Source organism: Gordonia prachuapensis, assembly GCF_036350515.1.
Classification (GTDB): Bacteria; Actinomycetota; Actinomycetes; order Mycobacteriales; family Mycobacteriaceae; genus Gordonia; species Gordonia prachuapensis.
The window spans coordinates 23,565-42,435 of the sequence record NZ_JAZDUE010000015.1; the positions used below are offsets into that span (position 1 = coordinate 23,565).

An 18,871-nucleotide genomic window follows, 5' to 3' on the forward strand; every position below is an offset into this window, starting at 1 on the left:
CATCGCCATCTCCGGAGCGTCGGCCGGTACCACGCGTACCGAATCGTCGACGCTGCGCCTCGTGGTCAGCGCCATCGAGGATGCGGCACCGGGTATTCGGAGCTTCACCTTCGCCGACCCCGATGGGGCCGAGCTTCCCGGCTTCGTCGCGGGCAGCCACCTCGTCATCACCGCGGGCGAACGCACCAACGCCTACAGCCTCACCGGCGACGGAGTGGCGCCGAGGCACTACTCGATCTCGGTGCTGCGTCTGCACGACGGTCTGGGCGGATCACGCTGGATGCACGATGCGGTGGAGGTGGGCGACGTGGTCGATGTCGAGATCCCGCGCAGTGCCTTCGCACCCGAGGCGCGCGCCGCCAAACATCTGCTCATCGCCGGTGGCATCGGGATCACCCCGATCCTGTCGCATCTGCGTGCCGCGCGACGATGGGGACGTGATGTCCAGGTGCTGTACTCGTTTCGCGAAGGCCGGGCTGCGCACGTCGACGACATCGTCGCACTGGCCGGTTCGCGTGCGGAGCTGTTCACCGATCAGCCGGCCTTCGTCGAGCGACTCGCCGAGACCCTGATCGATCAGCCGATCGGGACACACCTGTACGTGTGCGGGCCGGCGGGGATGATCGACCACGTCGTCGACACCGCGGCCGGACTCGGCTGGCCGGCGTCGCGGATCCACTTCGAACGCTTCGGCACCGACGCGCTCGACGCGGGCGACCCGTTCACCGTGCACCTCACCGAGTCCGACACCACCATCGACATTCCCTCCGGCACCTCGGTTCTCGAGGCGCTCGAGGCCACCGGTCGTGACATCCCCAATCGCTGTCGGCAGGGGGTGTGCGGCGAATGCCGCCTGCCGCTGTCGGGGGGCGCCGCACTACACCGAGATCTGTACCTGACCGATGCGGAGAAGAGCGCCGGGGACGCATTCATGCCGTGCGTCTCCCGCGCCGCCGAAGGCACCATTCTGGAGGTACCACTGTGACCACCGCGCCGACCGAGTCGCCCACCGCCGATTCCGCTCTGGTGACGGGTTTCCCGTTCCCGTTCGTCGATGACCACTACCGCTACAGCACCAACGTCGAGCCGGCCGACCACACCGTGACCACCGCCGCCGGGCAGTGGGGCGATGTCGTCATCGACGTCGACTCGGAGTACCAGACCGAGATCGACGAACGCGCCGCAATTCTAGCGGTCGATCCCTCGCGTTCGGCCATGCTGCCCCATATGCGCCCGGCCGCGTGGGACGCGATGGTCACCATCATGCGTGAGTTGGCGACCGCGTACCCGGACGAGTTCGCCCTCCGCACCGCAGGCGACCACTGGCAGTGGGAGAACCACAAGCTCGGGATCGCCGACACCTTCTCCTATGGCGACGACACCACGCTTCCGAGCGACCCGCTGAGCTACATCTGCGGACAGATCCAAGAAGACGTCGTCCTCCTCGACCAGCGCGACGGCCAACTCTTCGCCGACGCCGGGGTGGTCACTTTCGCCGCGGACTGGAGCTTCGGATTCGACGTGGGTATGGCCTTCCTGGAGATCCACGGTCCGGTGCCGCGGGTGCGCAAGGAAGGGGTCATCACCCGAGCCCACGAGTTCATCAAACGCCTTCAGCCGCATCGACCGTATCGTCGCACCAACTGGACCCTGACGATCGGACGCCGCCTCGACGTCTCCACCGAGCGTTACCCGGAGTGGGGACCGGACCGGGAGATGATCCAGCAGGTCGACGACGAGACCTTCGGCCGACTCGTCCACCTGCGGGTGGAGGTGCAGCACCTCATCCGGTTGCCCGACTCCGGCGCGGTGATGTTCCTCATCCGCACCTACATGCTGCCGCTGGAAACCCTTGCCGCCGTCGAACCATGGCGGCTGCGCACCGCCGAGGTCGTCGCCGAGCTCCCCGACGACATGGCCGACTACAAGGGAATCATCAAATACCGCAGTCGTACTGCGGAATGGTTACGCGCTGCGCGGCCGGCTCCGGCGGCCCCCGACATCGATGAACGACCCGGCGAGGGTCTGCCGCAGTGGCCCGTCGAACCCGACCCCATCGATCCGGGCGCCGCATCATTTCTGATCGTGTCGATCGGCGACGACCCGACGATCGGCGAGGTGGCCGGCGGCTGGGTCGGTGCGGCCGAAGAGATCGGCCCCACCCGACTCGTGGTCCTCGACGCACTGACCGACGACGCCGATCGCGCCGTCCTGCAGTCCGCGTTGGACCAGGCGACCACCGGTGTGCGCATCCACGTGGTCGGGGGACAGTACGACGTGCTGACCGCATTGGCGGTGGCCCGCGAATCCGGTGCGGTGGCAGCGGAACTGTCCGCTTTCGTCGTGCACACCCGTGACCTGCCCGTCTACTGCGCGCAGTGCCGGGACACCTTCCGCGTCGTCGGCGCGCCCGGCGAGACCGCCGCATGTCCCGGATGTGCGCGCACTCTGGAGATCCACGAACACCACTCCGCCGTCCGCGGCGGATTCCTCGCCTCCTCGGCCGAGTCCGGAGCCGTTTCATGACGGTCGCCGCCGAGGCGCCGACCGGTCACCCGCACCCCGGCTACACCACCTCGACCCGACCCATGCGAGTGGTGGCCATCACCCGACTCACCGATGCCATCAGCCACTTTCGGTTGGTCCCGGCCGACGGGGCGCCGCTGACACCGTTCGTGCCGGGCAGTCACCTCATCGTCACAGCCGGCGCCCACCGCAACGCCTACTCCCTGGTCGACGACGGCTTCCTGCCCACGAGTTACGGCATTTCGGTGCTGCGCCGGAGCGGTAACGACGAGACGGACCGTGGTGGCTCGGACTGGCTGCACCGCAACGTGTCCGAGGGTACGGTGCTCGACGTCGAAGGTCCGCGGTCGATGTTCGCGCCCATCTGGAATCAGCGTCACGCACTGCTCGTCGCCGGCGGGATCGGGATCACCCCGGTCCTGTCGCACCTGCGCTCGGCGCTGCGGCGCGGCACCTCGGCCGAGGTGATCTACTCCTACCGCCGGGCCGGTGGCGCCCACCTCGATGAACTGCGAGACCTGGCCGCCCATCCCGACATCACTCTGTACGAGGTGTCCGGCGCCGACGACACCCGTTGGCTGCTTGCCGAGCGATTGGCCCACCAGCCGCTCGGCACCCACGCCTACGCCTGCGGTCCGGCGCCGATGTTGGCGGCCTACCTCGAACTCGCTGCTGCCGCAGGGTGGCCAACGTCCCGAGTCCACCTCGAACGCTTCGCCGCGCCCGAACAGGACCCCGGCGATCCGTTCACCGCGACCGTGCGCTCGACCGGCGTCCGAATCGACATCCCCGCCGGCGTGTCCCTCCTGCAAGGGCTGCTCGATCACGGCGTGCCGGTGCCGAGCCTGTGCCGGCAAGGCGTGTGTGGGGAATGCCGGATCGGCGTCCGGTCCGGCGTCATCGAGCATCGTGACTTCGTGCTGACCGACGAGGAACGAGTCGCCGCCGACAGCATGCTGTGTTGTGTCTCCCGCGGGCAGGGCATCGAGGTGGACCTGTGACGATCGCGTCGGAGAACTCCGAAACCGCCGCTGCAGATGTGGTTGTCGACGGCGTGGACCATCTGGCGAACCTGCCGTGGCCGTTCCCGGACGACCTCGAGCAGTTCCGGTACAGCGTCAATGTGGAACCCGCCCGGGTGCCCCGCGCAACGCGTGGCGGCGAGTGGGGTCGACATGTCGTCGACCTCGGTGGTGCGGAGTATCCGGCGATCATGGCCGAGCGTCGCCGCATCCTCGACGCCGACCCGCACCGCGTCAAGGTACGTCCGGGCATGGAACCGGCCTGCTGGGACCTGTTGCTCTACTACCTGCGTGATCTGTCCCTGAGCTATCCGTCGGTGATGCATCTGGCCGAGCATCCCGATCATCGATTCCATTGGCGCAACGACCTTCTGGGGACCGACCAATACTTCGTGCTCGGCGACGAGGCATCCCTGCCGGGCGGTCCGTTGGAGTTCCTGGCCCGGGAGGTGCCCGACGACCTGCTCCTGGTGATCGAACGCGACGGCCACCTCTACTTCGATGCCGGTGCGGTGACCTTCGCCGCGGCGTGGTCGGTGTCCTTCGACGTCGGTATGGACATGTACGAGATCCACGCCCCGGTACCAGGATTGACCCGCCAGGGTATCGTGGCCCGCGCCGAACAGTTCCTGCGCCGCCTGCCTGCCGACCAGGTCTACCGTCGCCTGAACTGGACTCTGTCCGCATCGGACTCACCGAAGTTGGACGTGAGTCTGGAGGAGCTGCCGGAATGGTCCGGCGACATACCGCAGATGGTGCGGGACAGGGCGTTCGGGCGTGCGCGTCTGCGCATCGAACTCGAACACTTCATCCGGCTTCCGATGACCGGTGCGGTCACCTTCAACATCCGCACCTTCATGGCCTCACTCGAGGAGGTCAAACGGATTCCGGCATGGGCGGAGCAGTTGGCCACCGTCATCGAGAGCCTGAGCGAACCGATCGCCGAGTACAAGGGTTTCCTCGGCTACCGGGACGACGTCGTGGGCTACCTGCGCTCCGAGTGACATCCGCGGCGAGTGACGTCCGCCTCATCTCATTTCCCCGATTTGCAAGTCCACCAACCCAACCCGAGGATTCTCTGAATGGAACCGATTCTCGCCGCCAACGCCGACCTGGCGTGGATGCTCGCGGCCTTCGTCTTCGTGCTACTGATGTTTCCCGGCCTCGCCTTCTTCTACGGCGGCATGGTCGGATCCAAGAACGTGCTGAACACGATGACCATGGTGTTGTCCACGCTCGGCATCACCGCCGTGCTCTACGTCCTCGTCGGGCACGGGCTCGTCTCCGGGCCGTCGATCAACGACTGGGGCATCATCGGCAACCCGATGGACTATCTGGGGTTGACGAACTGGATGACCGACGACGGCTCGGGCTCGACCCAAACACTGTACTTCGCAGCGTGGTTCATCCTGTTCGCGGCGATCACCATCGCCATCGTCGCCAGCGGTGCCGCGGGGCGAATGAAGTTCTCCGCGTGGCTGGTCTTCGCGCCCATCTGGCTCACCGTCGTGTATTTCCCGATCGCGCACTGGATCTTCGCCGCCGACGGTGACGGTTTCAGCGGTGGCTTCATGCTCAACGACCTGGAGATCGTCGACTACGCCGGCGGCACAGCCGTGCACATGAACGCGGGAGTCGCGGCGTTGGCACTGGCCCTGGTCCTCGGTGCCCGCCGGCGCCGGATGGAGCGCCCGCACAACGTGCCGATGACGCTGCTCGGCGGCGGCATCCTCTGGTTCGGCTGGTTCGGTTTCAACGGCAGCTGCGCGCTCGGCGCCAGCTTCCTGACCCAGGTGGTCATCCTGAACACGCTCCTCGCCGGCTGTACGGGCATGATCGGCTTCTGCGCGATCGAACGCTGGCGAGAAGGTCATGCGACCTCCCTCGGCCTCATCACGGGTTCGGTTGCCGGACTGGTCGGTATCACACCTGCGGCGAGCTCGATGACCCCACTGGGTGCCCTCCTCGTCGGCCTGTTCGCGTCGGCCGCGGTCGCGTTCCTCCTCAGCTTCAAGTCGCGCCTCAAGGTCGACGACACCCTCGATGCGTTCGCCGTCCACGGGGTCGGCGGAATGATCGGCACCCTGTGCATCGTGCTGTTCGCCGCCGAGTCGGCGCCGGCCGGAGTCCAGGGCATCCTGTTCGGCGGGCCGATCGACATCGTCTGGCGCGAACTGGCGGGCATCGTCATCACCTGCACCTGGTCGTTCGTCATGACCTGGTTGATCGCGAAGGGGATCGACAAGGTCATGGGCATGCGTGTCGACGAGGAGACCGAGATCGCCGGCCTCGACACCACCATCCACGCCGAGTCGGCATACGAGATCCCGGCCGCCGGGGTGGGGCATGTGCCGGGCCTGTCGAACACCGCGTTGCCCAGGACGAGCACCACGCAGTCCGCGACCACGGAACCGGCTCCAACCCACTAGGCACGGCGACGAACGGCCATCGGGGGCTCACCGTATGACGGTGGGCCCCCGATTTCGTGTCGGGAGCTCTGCCGACACGTAGCCCTCACGGTTACGTAACGACACCGAAATACAGCGAGTGTCTACTCAAAGTAGACAGAGTTTCATAAAGGCAGACATACTGTTCGTGACCACACCCACTGGAGAATCACCATGACCGACCACAACGAACTCGCCGACCTCTGTGCGGCCACCGGGACGAAGTTCATCCTGGCGCTGTTCGTCGACCTCCGGGGCAAGCCGTGCGCAAAGCTCGTCCCGGTCGAGGCCGTCGATGAATTGGCCACCGAGGGTGTCGGTTTCGCCGGCTACGCGGTTGGTGCCATCGGTCAGGAGCCCAAGGACCCGGACCTGATGGCAATCCCCGATCCGGCTTCCTTCACTCCCATCCCGTTCATCAAGGAGGGGCTCGCGATCGTCCACTGCGATCCCCACGTCGAGGGCACGCCGTGGCCCTACGCGCCGCGGAACATCCTCAAGTCCCTCGTGGCCCAAGCCGCCGACGCCGGTTTCGAACCATGGGTCGGCGCGGAGGTCGAGTACTTCCTGCTCAAGCGCGCCGCGGATGGGACGCTGGTCACCGCCGACGACGCCGACGACTCCGACCAGCCGTGCTACGACGTCCGCGGACTGACCCGCATGTACGACCACCTCACCGCGGTCTCCACCGCGATGAACCAGCTCGGCTGGAGCAACTACGCCAACGACCACGAGGACGGCAACGGCCAGTTCGAGCAGAACTTCAAGTACGCCGAGGCGCTCACCACCGCCGACCGGGTGATCACGCTGCGGTACCTGCTGTCCACCATCGCTGCCGAGCGCGGCATGGTGGCCACGTTCATGCCCAAGCCGTTCGCCGAGCGCACCGGCTCGGGACTTCATCTGCATCTCTCGCTGACCTCTGCAGGCGCCCCGGTGTTTCCCGGCGCGGGCAGCGAGGACGAGCGTGGTCTCGGTCTGTCGCCGACCGCCTATGGATTCGTCGGTGGCGTCCTGGAGCATGCCTGCGCTCTGCAGGCGGTGATGGCCCCGACGGTGAACTCCTACAAGCGAACCGGCGCCACGGCGACCCGATCGGGTGCGTCGTGGGCGCCGCGTCGGCCCACATACGGCGGCAACGACCGCACCCACTACGTGCGCGTGCCCGACGATCAGCGCGTCGAACTGCGGGGCGGCGACGGCTCGGCCAACCCCTACCTGGCGATCGCGGCCGCGCTCGGCGCCGGACTCGACGGGATCAAGCGCAGCCTGGACCCCGGAGATCTCGGCGGCTGCCCGCAGCACATCGAGTCGCTGCCGCTCACCCTGCTGCACGCGGTGGAGTCACTCGAGGCCGACCCGGTCGTCACCGGCACGCTGAACGCCGCCATCCCGGACGACTGGTCCGATCGGGAAACAGCCGTCTCGGAATACTTCTCCCGGCTCAAGCGAGAAGAGTTCTTCGCCTGGCACTCCGCGGTCTCGCCGTGGGAGATCGACAACTACCTCACCGCCTTCTGACAGCACCGCAGTTCGCGCGTGGAAAGGACCACAACAACAATGTGCGGAATCGTCGGGTTGCATCTGCGCAACCCCGAACTCCATCCCCGACTCGGGGAACTCCTCAGTGACATGCTGGGCGAGATGCAGGACCGCGGCGCAGACTCGGCCGGCATCGCCATCTACGGCGACGACACCTGGTCACCGCCCGGACAGGGCTGCGTCTCGCTGCTCGAAACCGGCGTGCGTATCGGCGACACCGATACCGCCGCATCGCGGGTCGCCGAGATCGCCGGTGTGGATGTCGGTGCTCAGTTGGTGGCCGACACGCTGGTGCTCTCCGCGCCCATCGGATCCGAGGAACTCCTCGCCGCCGCCCGCACAGCCCTCCCGGACGCGCTCGTCGCCGGCTTCGGCGCCGACCTCACCGTCCTGAAGGGTGTGGGAGCGCCGCGAGATCTGGTGCAGTCGTGGGGACTCCGCGGCGCCAGTGGATGGCAGGGCGTCGGCCACACCCGCATGGCCACCGAGTCGGCGGTCACCCCGTCCGGTGCTCACCCCTATGCCGTCGGTCCGGAACAATGCCTCGTGCACAACGGATCGTTCTCCAACCACGCCACCATCCGGCGTGAACTACGGGCCACCGGAATCGAATTCGACAGCGAGAACGACACCGAGGTCGGCGCGCGGTTCGTGGCGCATCAGCTGGCTCAGGGCAAGGACGTGGAGACAGCACTCAAGGAGGTGTGCGCCACCTTCGACGGCTTCTACACCCTGCTGGTGTCCAACCACGACAGCTTCGCCGTGGTACGCGACGCCATCGCCTGTAAACCGGCGGTCATCGCCGAAACCGACGACTGGGTCGCCATGGCCAGCGAGTACCGTGCGCTGGCCAACCTGCCCGGCGTCGAGAACGCACGAATCTGGGAACCCGAGCCGGAGGTGGTCTACGCATGGACACGCTGAACCCCAGTCACACATTCGATCTCGCCACCATGACGCTGCGCGAGGTGAACGCCGCCCTACACGGCGACATCTCCGGCGAGGTCGTCATCGATCACCCGTCCGGTGCTCACAGTGTCGCCGCCGGCGTCAATGCGCCGGTGAAGATCACCATCAACGGTCATGTGGGTTACTACGCCGCAGGCATGAACCAACAGGCCGAGATCATCGTCAACGGCAATGCCGGCACCGGCGTCGCCGAGAACATGATGAGCGGCACCGTGGTGGTCAAAGGGAACGCATCCCAGTCGGCGGGCGCGACCGCCCACGGGGGGCTGCTCGTCGTCGAGGGCGATGCGGCCGCCCGGTGCGGCATCTCGATGAAGGGCGTCGACATCGTGGTCGGCGGCAATGTCGGCCACAACAGTGCGTTCATGGCGCAGGCCGGCCGGATGGTGGTGCGCGGCGACGCCGGTCACGGTCTCGGCGACTCGATCTACGAGACCCGGCTCTACGTACGGGGTTCGGTGGGCTCGCTGGGTGCCGACTGTGTCGCGAAGCCGATGCGCGCCGAGCATCTCGACGAACTCGCCGGTCTGCTGAAGGCTGCCGGTTTCAAGGACGACGACCCCGCCGAGTACACCCGCTATGGCTCGGCGCGCGAGCTGTACCACTTCCACTCGGACAACTCGTCTGCGTACTGACTCCCGTCCGCACCAAGGTTTCGATACGCGTCGGGCTCGCAAGCTCGCTCGTCGCTACTCAACCGGCGGAGACTTTCCGCTGATCGAGTAGCGCACCAAGGTTTCGATACGCGTCGGGCTCGCAAGCTCGCTCGTCGCTACTCAACCAGCGGAGACTGTCCGCTGATCGAGTAGCGCACGCGGGGCAGATACGTTGCCACACCCCATCACCACGGAGAGACACCATGACCGACAACCTCAGCGTCGAACAGCGCGGACTCCGCGAGTCCGCGACCTTCGACCGCACCACCATCGCCGCCATCCAGCGCGCCGCTGACACCGGCGTCTACGACATCCGCGGATGGGGCGCCAAACGCAAGCTGCCACACTTCGACGATCTGCTCTTCCTCGGCGCATCCATGTCGCGGTATCCGCTCGAGGGTTACCGCGAGCGCTGCGACACCGATGTGGTCCTCGGCACCCGGAACGCCAAGTACCCGTTGCATCTCGACACCCCGGTCACCATCGCCGGCATGAGCTTCGGTGCGCTCTCGGCCGGTGCGAAAGAGGCCCTCGGTCGCGGTGCATCGGAGGTCGGAACCTCCACCACGACGGGCGACGGCGGCATGACCCCCGAGGAGCGGGGCCAGTCGAAGAACCTGGTGTACCAGTACCTGCCGTCGCGCTACGGCATGAACCCCGACGACCTCCGCAAAGCCGACGCCATCGAGATCGTCCTCGGACAGGGCGCCAAGCCCGGAGGTGGCGGAATGCTGTTGGGGCAGAAGATCTCCGAGCGGGTCGCTGCCATGCGGACACTTCCCGAGGGCATCGACCAGCGCAGCGCCTGCCGGCACCCCGACTGGACCGGCCCCGACGACCTCGCGATCAAGATCAACGAACTGCGCGAGATCACCGACTGGGAGAAGCCGATCTACGTCAAGGTCGGCGCCACCCGCACCTACTACGACGTGAAGCTCGCCGTGCACTCCGGTGCCGACGTCGTGGTGGTCGACGGGATGCAGGGCGGCACCGCCGCCACCCAGGACGTGTTCATCGAACATGTCGGCATCCCGACCCTGGCTGCAATCCCGCAGGCCGTGCAGGCGTTGCAGGAACTCGGAGTGCACAGGGAGGTCCAGCTGATCGTCTCGGGCGGTATCCGCAACGGCGCCGACGTCGCCAAGGCAATGGCGCTCGGCGCCGACGCGGTCGCCATCGGGACAGCAGCACTGATCGCCTTGGGAGACAACGACCCCCGCTACGCCGAGGAATACGCGAAGCTTGGTTCGGCCGCCGGCTACTACGACGACTTCCAGGACGGCAAGGACCCGGCGGGCATCACCACCCAGGACCCGGAGCTGTCGGCGCGCTTCGACCCGATCGCCGGCGGGCGACGCCTCGCCAACTACCTCCGCGTCATGACCATGGAGGCACAGACGATCGCGCGTGCCTGCGGCAAGGCCCACCTGCAACACCTCGAGCCCGAGGACCTGGTGGCCGTCACCATCGAGGCCTCCGCGATGGCACGCGTCCCGCTGGCCGGCACGTCGTGGATTCCGGGGGCGGGGCTGTGAGCGACCAGACCGCGTCGATCGTCATCATCGGCGGTGGACTCGAGGGCGCGGCCACCGCCTGGGCGTTGGCGCAGCGCGGGATCACCGACGTCGTCGTGTGTGAACGCGACACCGTGGGGGCCGGGATGACCGGCAAGTCGTCGGGCATCATCCGCTGCCACTACGGGGTCGGCTCGCTGGCTGCGATGGCGGCGGTCGGGCTGGAGGTGTTCGAGAAAGCCGACGAGATCTTCGGCACCGACATCGGATTCCGCCAGACCGGCTACGTCGTAGGCGTCGGCGAACCCAACGTCGACAACCTGCGCCGCAGCCTCGCGGCGCAGCGCGAGGTAGGGGTGCAGACCGAAGAGATCGCGCCGTCCGACGTCGCCGAGTTGTGGCCCACGGCCGATCTCGAACCGTTCGCCGCATTCGGCTGGGAGGAACGAGGCGGCTACGGCGACGCGTACCAGACCGCGCAGGCGTTCGCCGCGTCGGCACGGGCCGACGGGGTACGCGTCCGGCAGTCGACCACGGTGCAGGAACTCGTCGTCGACGGCGACAAGGTCACCGGGGTGCGGTTGGCCGACGGGTCGACGATCTCCGCCGACACCGTCGTCGTCGCCACCGGTGTGTGGACCAAACCGTTCCTCGCCGCACATGGCATCGAGGTACCGATCCGGGTGCACCGTGAGCAGATCGTCATGATCGACCCGGGCACCGCCCTCGGTGACGTCCCGGTGTTCTCCGACCTAGTCTCACTGCAATACGTGCGGCCCGACGTCCGCGGCGAAATACTCTTCGGCAACAGCGATCTCGCCGAGCTGGAGCTCGCCGACCCGGACAACTACCTCAACCGTGCGAACGAGGCGTTTCTCGAACTGACCGTCGACAAGGTCGGCACCCGGTTCCCGGGTTTCGGCGACCCGGCCATCACCAGCACCTACGCGGGCTGTTACGACGTTACCCCCGACTGGAATCCGATCATCTCGGCCGGCCCGCTCGAGGGCCTGATCATCGCGGCCGGGTTCAGTGGCCACGGGTTCAAGATATCGCCGGCGGTCGGGCGGCTCGTCGCGGATCTCGCGATCGACGGGCACAGCACCGACCCCCGCATCCCCGAGACGGACTTCCGGCTGTCCCGATTCGCAGAGGGCGACCTCCTCACGACTCGCTTCCCCTATGTGGGTGCGGGAGAGATGCGTTGAGCCGCCGCTTCACAGGTGGCTGTACGCACTCACCGGCGGCGGCCCGACCATGGTGACGTCGAGATCGGAGATCTGACCGAGCTTTGCCATCAGCGATGCCGGGTCGACGAGCCCCTCGGTGTACACGTTGTCGGCGGTGGGCACGCCGGTTCGGTCGAAGAACGGCTCGAACACGTCGGTGGTCAGCACGCCCAGCATCCGGGTGTTGTGGGCGCCCAGCGCGTAGCTGTGGATGGTGCCGGGCGGTGCGTGGACGAAGTCACCGGGAGTGAGGAGCACCTCGGTGCCGTTGACCCACAACCAGATACGGCCGGACAGGCAGAAGAAGTTCTCGGTGTGCAGCTGATGGAAGTGCTGTGGGATGTAGGGTTGCCGGTTCCCGAGGGTCGTCACCGAGAAGTACCGACGATCGGTGTTCGCGGCGCGCGCCGAGAACGTGTTGACGGCGTCGGGCCAGGCCCGATGATCCCCGGTGTGGGCCCGTTGGACGTAGGGCCGGGTGTCGGTGGGCAGCGTGTCGTCCCAGGTGTCCGACGCGTCGTGGAGTGGTAGATCGTGTACCGCCCACCCGGCCGGGATGCCGGGCGCGTCACTGCTCCGACCGGCGCGGTAGATGTGTTGCGTCACAGCGGTATCGGAGCTACCCAGATCGGCGAGCGCGCCGCCCGGCGCGGAGAACAGCAGAAACCGCGACATGTGATGTGCGAACCGGTACGCCACGGGCACGCCTGCGGGAACGTGGACGGAGTCCCCGGGACCCAACAGCTGGCTCTCACCCGGCAGCCAGAACTGGATGGCCCCGTCGAAGACGTAGAACGACCGCTGGAACGGCACGCTGTGGAACGGGGCGCCCGAACCACGGGGTCCGAGAACGAATGCGGCGTCAAAATCGCCTCCGCTGTCGGCAGAACGGGCGACGACGGTCCACAGCTGGTCGCCGATCTGGTGGCGCTCACCTTCCCCGCTGGGCATCAGGTACGGGACCTGCTCGCCGGGCAGGTCGCCGACGACCGGCGTCAGTCGGTGGATCGATTCGAGGTCGTTGACGGTCACGGGTTCTCCTGAACTGGGGTGGTGGAATCGGTTGGTGTGGAGAGCAGATGGTGCTCGAAGAATCGGCCGACGATCGCGAATCCGTACTCGCTGGGTCGGGTGGCTGCCGGGTCGGTCGAACGACGCAGTGATGCCGTCACCGGTTCCTCGGCGGCCAGTCGACCGTCGTCCATGACCTTCGTCATCGCGACGTCGAGTCGGCCGGCCGGATTGAGGAACCCGTGCCGGTAGCCGTCGAGCAGGTAGAGCTCGGTGGGTATGCCTTGTGCGACAAGGCAGTCGAACAGTAACTCGCTGTGTGCGTGCGGCACCAGAACGTCACCGGTGCCGTGTGAGATGTGGAAGGCAGGCGCGGCCTGGGTCACCCGCAGGTGGGGCGACGCGGCACGTGCGAGGTCGGGGACGTCGACGGCGAGGCCGCCGATCAGCCGGGCCTCGGGCGAAGTGCGTGGATCGGTGCCGGGGAGCGCGGCGCCCGGCACGACCCGGTCCCCGACGAGGTCGACCGGCGGGTACGACGCGGCCACGGCCTGCACCTAGCAGCCGGTATCGGTCGGTGTCACGGCCTCTCCGGCCAGCCGTTCGATATGCCCGGTCACGCCGGCGAGCGCGGCCAGGTGGCCGCCGGCGGAGGCTCCCCACAGGCCGATCCGGGTGGGGTCGACGCCGAGCTCCCCGGCACGTGAACGCAGGAAGCGGACTGCCGCGCGAACATCGTGCAGTTGGGCAGGGAACGTCGCGTCGCCACTGAGCCGGTAGTCGATCGAGGCCATCGCGATCCCGCGTCCGGCGAAATGGGTCGCGAGATCGGGTGCGAGAGTGCGGTCGCCGGTGAACCATCCGCCACCGTGCAGCCACATCACCACCGGCGGGCGGCCGTTCGCCTCCGGGAGGTACAGGTCCATCAGCAGCGGACCGGCGGCGCGGTCGGCGTACGCCACGGTCCGTGTACGAACACCGGTCGGGGTCGTCGAGGTCGATGTCACCCGGACATGGTGCGACGCCGATCACACCGGCGTCCATCGGGAATTCCGGAACGCGGCGTTCGGTCGGACCGAACGATCAGTCGTCGACCGTGCGCGCGGCAGCGGAAATGACCTGTACGAATCGATCAAGGCCCGGATCCGGTGGGTCGGTTCGCCGGTAGAGATAGGTGGTCAGCCGAGGAAGATCGGTGATCGGGACGTACCGCAGACCCGGACGCGCATAAGCTTCGGCTGCCGACTCGCCGGCGATGTTGATGCCCGCGCCCATCCCGCACAACTCGAGGATCTCGTCGAAGTTCTGGGCGATCGGTCGGATGTGCAGATCGGCGGTGTCGCCGAGCAGTGCGTGCGTCCAGACGGCCGACGCGCCCGTCGTCGGGCCCGTGATCACGGTCTGGCCCGCAAGGTCGTCTCGCCGGATGGCATCGTTCCGCGCCAGCGGATGGTCGTCGCGTAGGACCACGACGCTGCCTTCGTCCCACAGGCGTGCCGCATCGAGTTGTACGGGACCGTCCCCGGCCTCGGTGAGGAAGGCGCAGTCCACCTCGTTGTGTGCGAGGGCGCGGTGGCTGCCATCGAACCCGAGGTGCTTGATCTCCCACGTGACTTCCGGCATCGCCGCGGTGGCGTGCGCCATCACGGTCCGGAACCGGCGGCTCGACACCATCAATCCGACTCGGATCGTCGTGCGCGAGCGGGCGGCGGTACCCCAGGCGCCCACCGCGTCCAATGCGGACAACGCCTGCCGGGCCAATGGCAGCAAGTCCTCGCCATCCGCGGTGAGGGACACCGATCGCGAGCGTCGGAGCAGGTCGCGACCGGTACGCCGCTCGAGCGCGGCGACGTTCTCGCTGACCGTGGACGGACTGAGGTGCAGCGAGTCGGCCGCCCGGCCGAAGTGCAGGTTCTCGGCGACGGCGACGAAGCATCGAAGCTGTTGGGGCGTGATGTCCATGGAGTGGACACAATCCTATGCAGCGGGTCATCCACGCGAGATCGGTCCGCCACAACTTTTCCGACGCTTCCACTGAGTGAAAGCTGAGCATCGACTTCTGTGATCCCGACCTCCTACGGTCAACGCAATCGCATCACCTCACAGCACCATCACCACACACGAGCATCACCACACAGAAAGCGGAGACGATTGATGAGCACTGTCGCTCATACCCGCACCCGGGTGGCCATCGTCGGCGGCGGCCCCGCCGGCCTGATGCTGTCGCACCTGCTGCACGTCGCCGGGATCGACAGTGTTGTCATCGACAACCGCACCGTCGAGCAGATCGAGACAACCCATCGCGCCGGCATCCTCGAACGCGACAGCGTGCGACTGCTCGTCGATTCGGGGGTGTCCGACCGGGTCCTCACCGACGGCCACGAGCACGAGGGCATCGCCCTGCGCTTCGGCGGCGTCAGTCACCGCATCGACTTCCAGAAGCTGGCCGGCGCATCGTGCTGGCTCTATCCGCAGACCGAGGTGTTCATCGACCTGCACCGGGCACGCACCCGCGATGGTGGCGACGTCCGATACGGCATCACCGACACCGAGGTCACCGATGTCCTCGACACCCCGACGGTGCGGTACACCGACGCCGACGGCGCGCGACACGAGATCACCGCCGACCTCGTCGTGGGCGCCGACGGGTCGCGCAGCATCTGTCGCAAACTGGTCGCCGACCCGCACATGTATTACCGCGAGTACCCGTTCGCCTGGTTCGGTGTCATGGTGCAGGCGCCGCCCAGCGCGCCCGAGCTCATCTACAACCGCTCGCCGCAGGGTTTCGCGCTGATCAGCCAGCGCACCGACACCGTGCAGCGCATGTACTTCCAGTGTGATCCGGGAGAGAACCCCGACGACTGGTCCGACGACCGGATCTGGGAACAGCTGCACACACGGCTGTCCGGTGCCGACGGATTCCGGTTGAAGGACGGCCCCGTTCTGGAACGGACGGTGCTGCCGTTCCGCAGCTTCGTCCAGTCACCGATGCGCCACGGCCGCCTGCTGCTCGCCGGCGATGCCGCCCACACGGTTCCGCCCACCGGGGCCAAGGGGCTCAACCTCGCACTGTCCGATGTGCGGGTGCTGGCCGAGGTCCTCGAGCGGGCGATCACCAAGGGTGAGGACGACGCGCTGGACGCCTACACCGACCGGGCACTGGCTCGGGTGTGGAAGGCCCAGCACTTCTCCTACTGGATGACGACGATGCTCCACAACAGCTCGGACGCATCGGATTTCGACGAACAACGGCAGCTCGGCGAGTTGGCGACCCTGGTCGCCTCCGAAGCCGGGTCCACTTATCTCGCAGAAGGATACACAGGATGGCCACACCACTGATCCCGGATACCGATGTGTCGGAGGTGTTCACCGACCACGGTCAGATCTCCTCGGATGCCGCGCACGGAACACAGCAGCAGATCAGCGACGAGATCGCGCGGATCGGCGATCGGTACGCGTCGGCCCTGTCGTCGGGTGGTGCCCCGGAGACCGCACCCCGACTCGACTACGCCCCGTACCGGTCGAGTCTCCTGCGCCATCCCACCAAGAGCTTCGTGCACAACGACCCCGAGGGCATCGAGTTGTGGTCACCGGCATTCGGGCACCGCGACGTCGACCCGCTCGAAGCCGACCTGACGATCCAGCACGGTGGCGACCCCATCGGTGAACGGATGGTCGTGACGGGACGAGTACTCGACGGCAACGGCCGACCGATCCGCAACCAACTCGTCGAGGTGTGGCAGGCCAATGCGGCCGGTCGCTACATCCACAAGCGCGACCAGCATCCGGCGCCCATCGACCCCAACTTCACCGGCGTCGGGCGTTGCCTCACCGACGACGACGGCTGGTACCGATTCACCACCGTCAAGCCCGGCCCGTATCCGTGGAAGAACCACCACAACGCCTGGCGCCCTGCGCACATCCATTTCTCGGTGTTCGGCACGGCGTTCACGCAGCGGTTGGTCACGCAGATGTACTTCCCCGGCGACCCGTTGTTCGCGTTCGACCCGATCTACCAGGCGATCGTCGACCAGCAGGCGCGCGACCGCCTCGTCGCGACCTACGACCACGATCTCACCCAGCACGAGTGGTGCACCGGATACCGTTGGGACATCGTGCTCACGGGCGGCGCCCAGACCCCGATGGAGGAGGACCAGTGACCCTCGCCCCGACCCCGGGCCAGACCGTCGGCCCGTTCTTCCACTACGCACTGCCGTTCGACGGCGGCTCCGAACTCGTCGCGCCCGGAGATCCGCAGCGGATTCGACTGCACGGCACGGTGTTCGACGGCAACGGTGACCCGGTTCCGGATGCCCTCATCGAGATCTGGCAACCCGACGCCGACGGCAACGTCAGCCGCCAACCGGGGTCGCTGCGTCGTGACGGATTCACCTTCACCGGGTGGGGACGGGTTCAGACCGACCGGGTGGGCCACTACTCCTTCGCCACCGTGCCGCCCGGCGCCATGACCGACGGGGCGGCACCGTTCTTCGCGGTCTGCGTGTTCGCCCGCGGCCTGCTCGACCGGTTGTTCACCCGGGCGTACCTGCCCGAGAGTGTGCGCGCACTCGCCGCGGACCGGTTGCTGTCGACGGTTCCCGACGATCGTCGCGACACCCTCATCGCGACCAAGGACGACGACGGGTACCGGTTCGACATCCACCTGCAGGGCGCCGACGAGACCGTCTTCCTCGATCACGGCGGCCGATGAGTGGTCTGCTGTGGCCAGGCGATCATCGCGCCGGTGACATCTTCACCGACGCTGCGTTTCTCGACGCGATGGTCCGGGTTGAGGCCGCGTGGAGCGTGGCACTGGTCGCGGCCGGCGTTGCACCCGCCGGCGCCGAACTCGATGTGGATGCCCTGCGCTCTCTCCTCACCGATGCCGATCTCGAGTCGGTAGCGGTCGAGGCCGAGTCCGGCGGCAACCCGGTGATTCCGCTCGTGCGTCTCCTGAGGTCGCGGCTGGGCGCCGGCCCCGCGGCGACCTGGTTGCACCGCGGACTCACCAGTCAGGATGTCGTCGACAGCGCGCTGATGTGTTGTGCCGCCGACGCGGTGGCGGCGATCTCGTCGGCACTCGACTCGCAGGTCACGATCCTCACGCGGTGCGCGGTCGAGCACCGTCGCTCGCCGATGGTCGCGAGAACACTGACCCAGCAAGCAGTTCCGACAACATTCGGCCTGAAGAGCGCACTGTGGCTGCGTGGCGTGCTCGATGCCCGGGAGCGACTCGAGCTGCTCCGCTTCCCCGTGCAACTCGGTGGTGCCGGCGGGACGTCGGCGGCGGTCGTGGAGCTCGCCGGGGCCGACGCGGACATCGCAGCGGTGGTCGCAGAATGCACGACCGTGGCCGCACGCGAACTGGGCCTCGAGCCGACCACTCCGTGGCACTCGGTGCGGTCGGCGCTCACCCGCATCGGCGACGCCGCGGTCGAGTGCACCGATGCCTGGGGTCATGTCGCCAACGACGTGATGGCGCTGTCCCGGACCGAGATCGGTGAGCTGTCCGAAGGGGCGGGCGGGGGGTCGTCGACCATGCCGCACAAGTCCAACCCCGTGCTGTCGGTACTGATCCGCCGTGCCGCGATCGCCGGGCCGCCGCTCGCCTCGGCCCTGCACCTGGCCGCCGCGGACGCCGTCGACGAACGGACGCCGGGCGGATGGCACGTCGAATGGGACACGCTCCGAACGCTTCTGCGACGAGCCGTCGTCGCGGGTGATCAGACCACGAGTCTCCTCGACGACCTTCGAGTCCACACCGAACGGATGGCCGAGAACCTGGCGTCGGCCGGCGCGGCGGTGACATCTGAGCAGTCGACGATGGCCGAGATCGCGGGACACCGGGCGGCATCGGAGTATTTCGGCGCCGCGGACCAATTCATCGACGCACAGCTCGAACGTGCGCACGCGACCACGCAGAAGAACGGGTAATGAGGAAAGGGACTCGAGGAA

Annotated in this window: 16 protein-coding genes and 1 pseudogene; 14 read left to right on the top strand and 3 right to left on the bottom strand. The window is 67.4% G+C overall.

The genetic code is table 11. The annotated features are described in order from the left end of the window. The first annotated feature begins 1 nt into the window (after position 1). The 10 genes from V1Y59_RS17435 (at position 2) to V1Y59_RS17480 (ending at position 11,884) form a co-directional block, all read left to right on the top strand. On the top strand, positions 2-985 hold the full coding sequence (locus V1Y59_RS17435) for a PDR/VanB family oxidoreductase (RefSeq protein ID WP_431309218.1): 984 nt from the start codon (positions 2-4) through the stop codon (positions 983-985). Then, the gene (locus tag V1Y59_RS17440; protein ID WP_330506210.1) at positions 982-2,526 is read left to right on the top strand and encodes a DUF3445 domain-containing protein; all 1,545 of its coding nucleotides are present in this window, start codon (positions 982-984) and stop codon (positions 2,524-2,526) included. The genes V1Y59_RS17435 and V1Y59_RS17440 overlap by 4 nt, the downstream gene beginning before the upstream one ends. Further along, positions 2,523-3,527: a PDR/VanB family oxidoreductase gene (locus V1Y59_RS17445; RefSeq protein ID WP_330506211.1), complete on the top strand. Its 1,005-nt coding sequence runs from the start codon at positions 2,523-2,525 to the stop codon at positions 3,525-3,527. The genes V1Y59_RS17440 and V1Y59_RS17445 overlap by 4 nt, the downstream gene beginning before the upstream one ends. Then, positions 3,524-4,552 (top strand): heme-dependent oxidative N-demethylase family protein, encoded by a 1,029-nt coding sequence (locus tag V1Y59_RS17450; RefSeq protein WP_431309210.1) that lies wholly within the window; start codon positions 3,524-3,526, stop codon positions 4,550-4,552. The genes V1Y59_RS17445 and V1Y59_RS17450 overlap by 4 nt, the downstream gene beginning before the upstream one ends. A gap of 78 nt (positions 4,553-4,630) precedes the next feature. Next, entirely contained in the window at positions 4,631-5,977 is a 1,347-nt protein-coding gene (locus V1Y59_RS17455; protein WP_330506212.1) for an ammonium transporter, read from the top strand. A 192-nt stretch (positions 5,978-6,169) separates the two neighbouring features. Further along, the gene (gene glnT, locus V1Y59_RS17460) at positions 6,170-7,516 is read left to right on the top strand and encodes a type III glutamate--ammonia ligase (RefSeq protein WP_330506213.1); all 1,347 of its coding nucleotides are present in this window, start codon (positions 6,170-6,172) and stop codon (positions 7,514-7,516) included. Positions 7,517-7,555: 39 nt separating this feature from the next. Further along, positions 7,556-8,461 carry a class II glutamine amidotransferase domain-containing protein gene (locus V1Y59_RS17465; protein ID WP_330506214.1) on the top strand — a complete coding sequence of 302 codons (906 nt, stop codon included), beginning with the start codon at positions 7,556-7,558 and terminating at the stop codon, positions 8,459-8,461. Beyond that, positions 8,449-9,141 (top strand): GltB/FmdC/FwdC-like GXGXG domain-containing protein, encoded by a 693-nt coding sequence (locus tag V1Y59_RS17470; protein ID WP_330506215.1) that lies wholly within the window; start codon positions 8,449-8,451, stop codon positions 9,139-9,141. Before V1Y59_RS17465 ends, V1Y59_RS17470 begins: the two co-directional genes overlap by 13 nt. 224 nt (positions 9,142-9,365) lie before the next feature. Then, complete coding sequence (locus tag V1Y59_RS17475) at positions 9,366-10,697, top strand: FMN-binding glutamate synthase family protein (RefSeq protein ID WP_330506216.1); 1,332 nt, start codon at positions 9,366-9,368, stop codon at positions 10,695-10,697. Beyond that, on the top strand, positions 10,694-11,884 hold the full coding sequence (locus tag V1Y59_RS17480) for an NAD(P)/FAD-dependent oxidoreductase (protein WP_330506217.1): 1,191 nt from the start codon (positions 10,694-10,696) through the stop codon (positions 11,882-11,884). The genes V1Y59_RS17475 and V1Y59_RS17480 overlap by 4 nt, the downstream gene beginning before the upstream one ends. A gap of 9 nt (positions 11,885-11,893) precedes the next feature. Here the strand turns inward: V1Y59_RS17480 and V1Y59_RS17485 are convergent, their stop codons facing one another. From V1Y59_RS17485 to V1Y59_RS17495, 3 genes and pseudogenes are all read right to left on the bottom strand, one after another. Beyond that, on the bottom strand, positions 11,894-12,937 hold the full coding sequence (locus tag V1Y59_RS17485) for a quercetin 2,3-dioxygenase (protein ID WP_330506218.1): 1,044 nt from the start codon (positions 12,935-12,937) through the stop codon (positions 11,894-11,896). Continuing rightward, positions 12,934-13,842: pseudogene (locus V1Y59_RS17490) on the bottom strand (alpha/beta hydrolase fold domain-containing protein). Before V1Y59_RS17490 ends, V1Y59_RS17485 begins: the two are co-directional and overlap by 4 nt. Positions 13,843-13,999: 157 nt before the next feature. After that, on the bottom strand, positions 14,000-14,878 hold the full coding sequence (locus tag V1Y59_RS17495; RefSeq protein WP_330506219.1) for a LysR family transcriptional regulator: 879 nt from the start codon (positions 14,876-14,878) through the stop codon (positions 14,000-14,002). Positions 14,879-15,070: 192 nt separating this feature from the next. Between V1Y59_RS17495 and V1Y59_RS17500 the strand changes: the two genes are divergently transcribed. The 4 genes from V1Y59_RS17500 to V1Y59_RS17515 are packed head-to-tail and all read left to right on the top strand — an operon-like array spanning position 15,071 to position 18,850. After that, a complete protein-coding gene (locus V1Y59_RS17500) occupies positions 15,071-16,255 on the top strand; it encodes a 4-hydroxybenzoate 3-monooxygenase (RefSeq protein WP_330506220.1) in 1,185 nt (394 codons plus the stop codon). Beyond that, a complete protein-coding gene (pcaH, locus tag V1Y59_RS17505) occupies positions 16,240-17,076 on the top strand; it encodes a protocatechuate 3,4-dioxygenase subunit beta (protein WP_330506221.1) in 837 nt (278 codons plus the stop codon). The genes V1Y59_RS17500 and pcaH overlap by 16 nt, the downstream gene beginning before the upstream one ends. Next, the gene (gene pcaG / locus V1Y59_RS17510) at positions 17,073-17,627 is read left to right on the top strand and encodes a protocatechuate 3,4-dioxygenase subunit alpha (protein ID WP_330506222.1); all 555 of its coding nucleotides are present in this window, start codon (positions 17,073-17,075) and stop codon (positions 17,625-17,627) included. Before pcaH ends, pcaG begins: the two co-directional genes overlap by 4 nt. After that, a complete protein-coding gene (locus tag V1Y59_RS17515) occupies positions 17,624-18,850 on the top strand; it encodes a lyase family protein (RefSeq protein ID WP_330506223.1) in 1,227 nt (408 codons plus the stop codon). Before pcaG ends, V1Y59_RS17515 begins: the two co-directional genes overlap by 4 nt. Positions 18,851-18,871 lie beyond the last annotated feature (21 nt).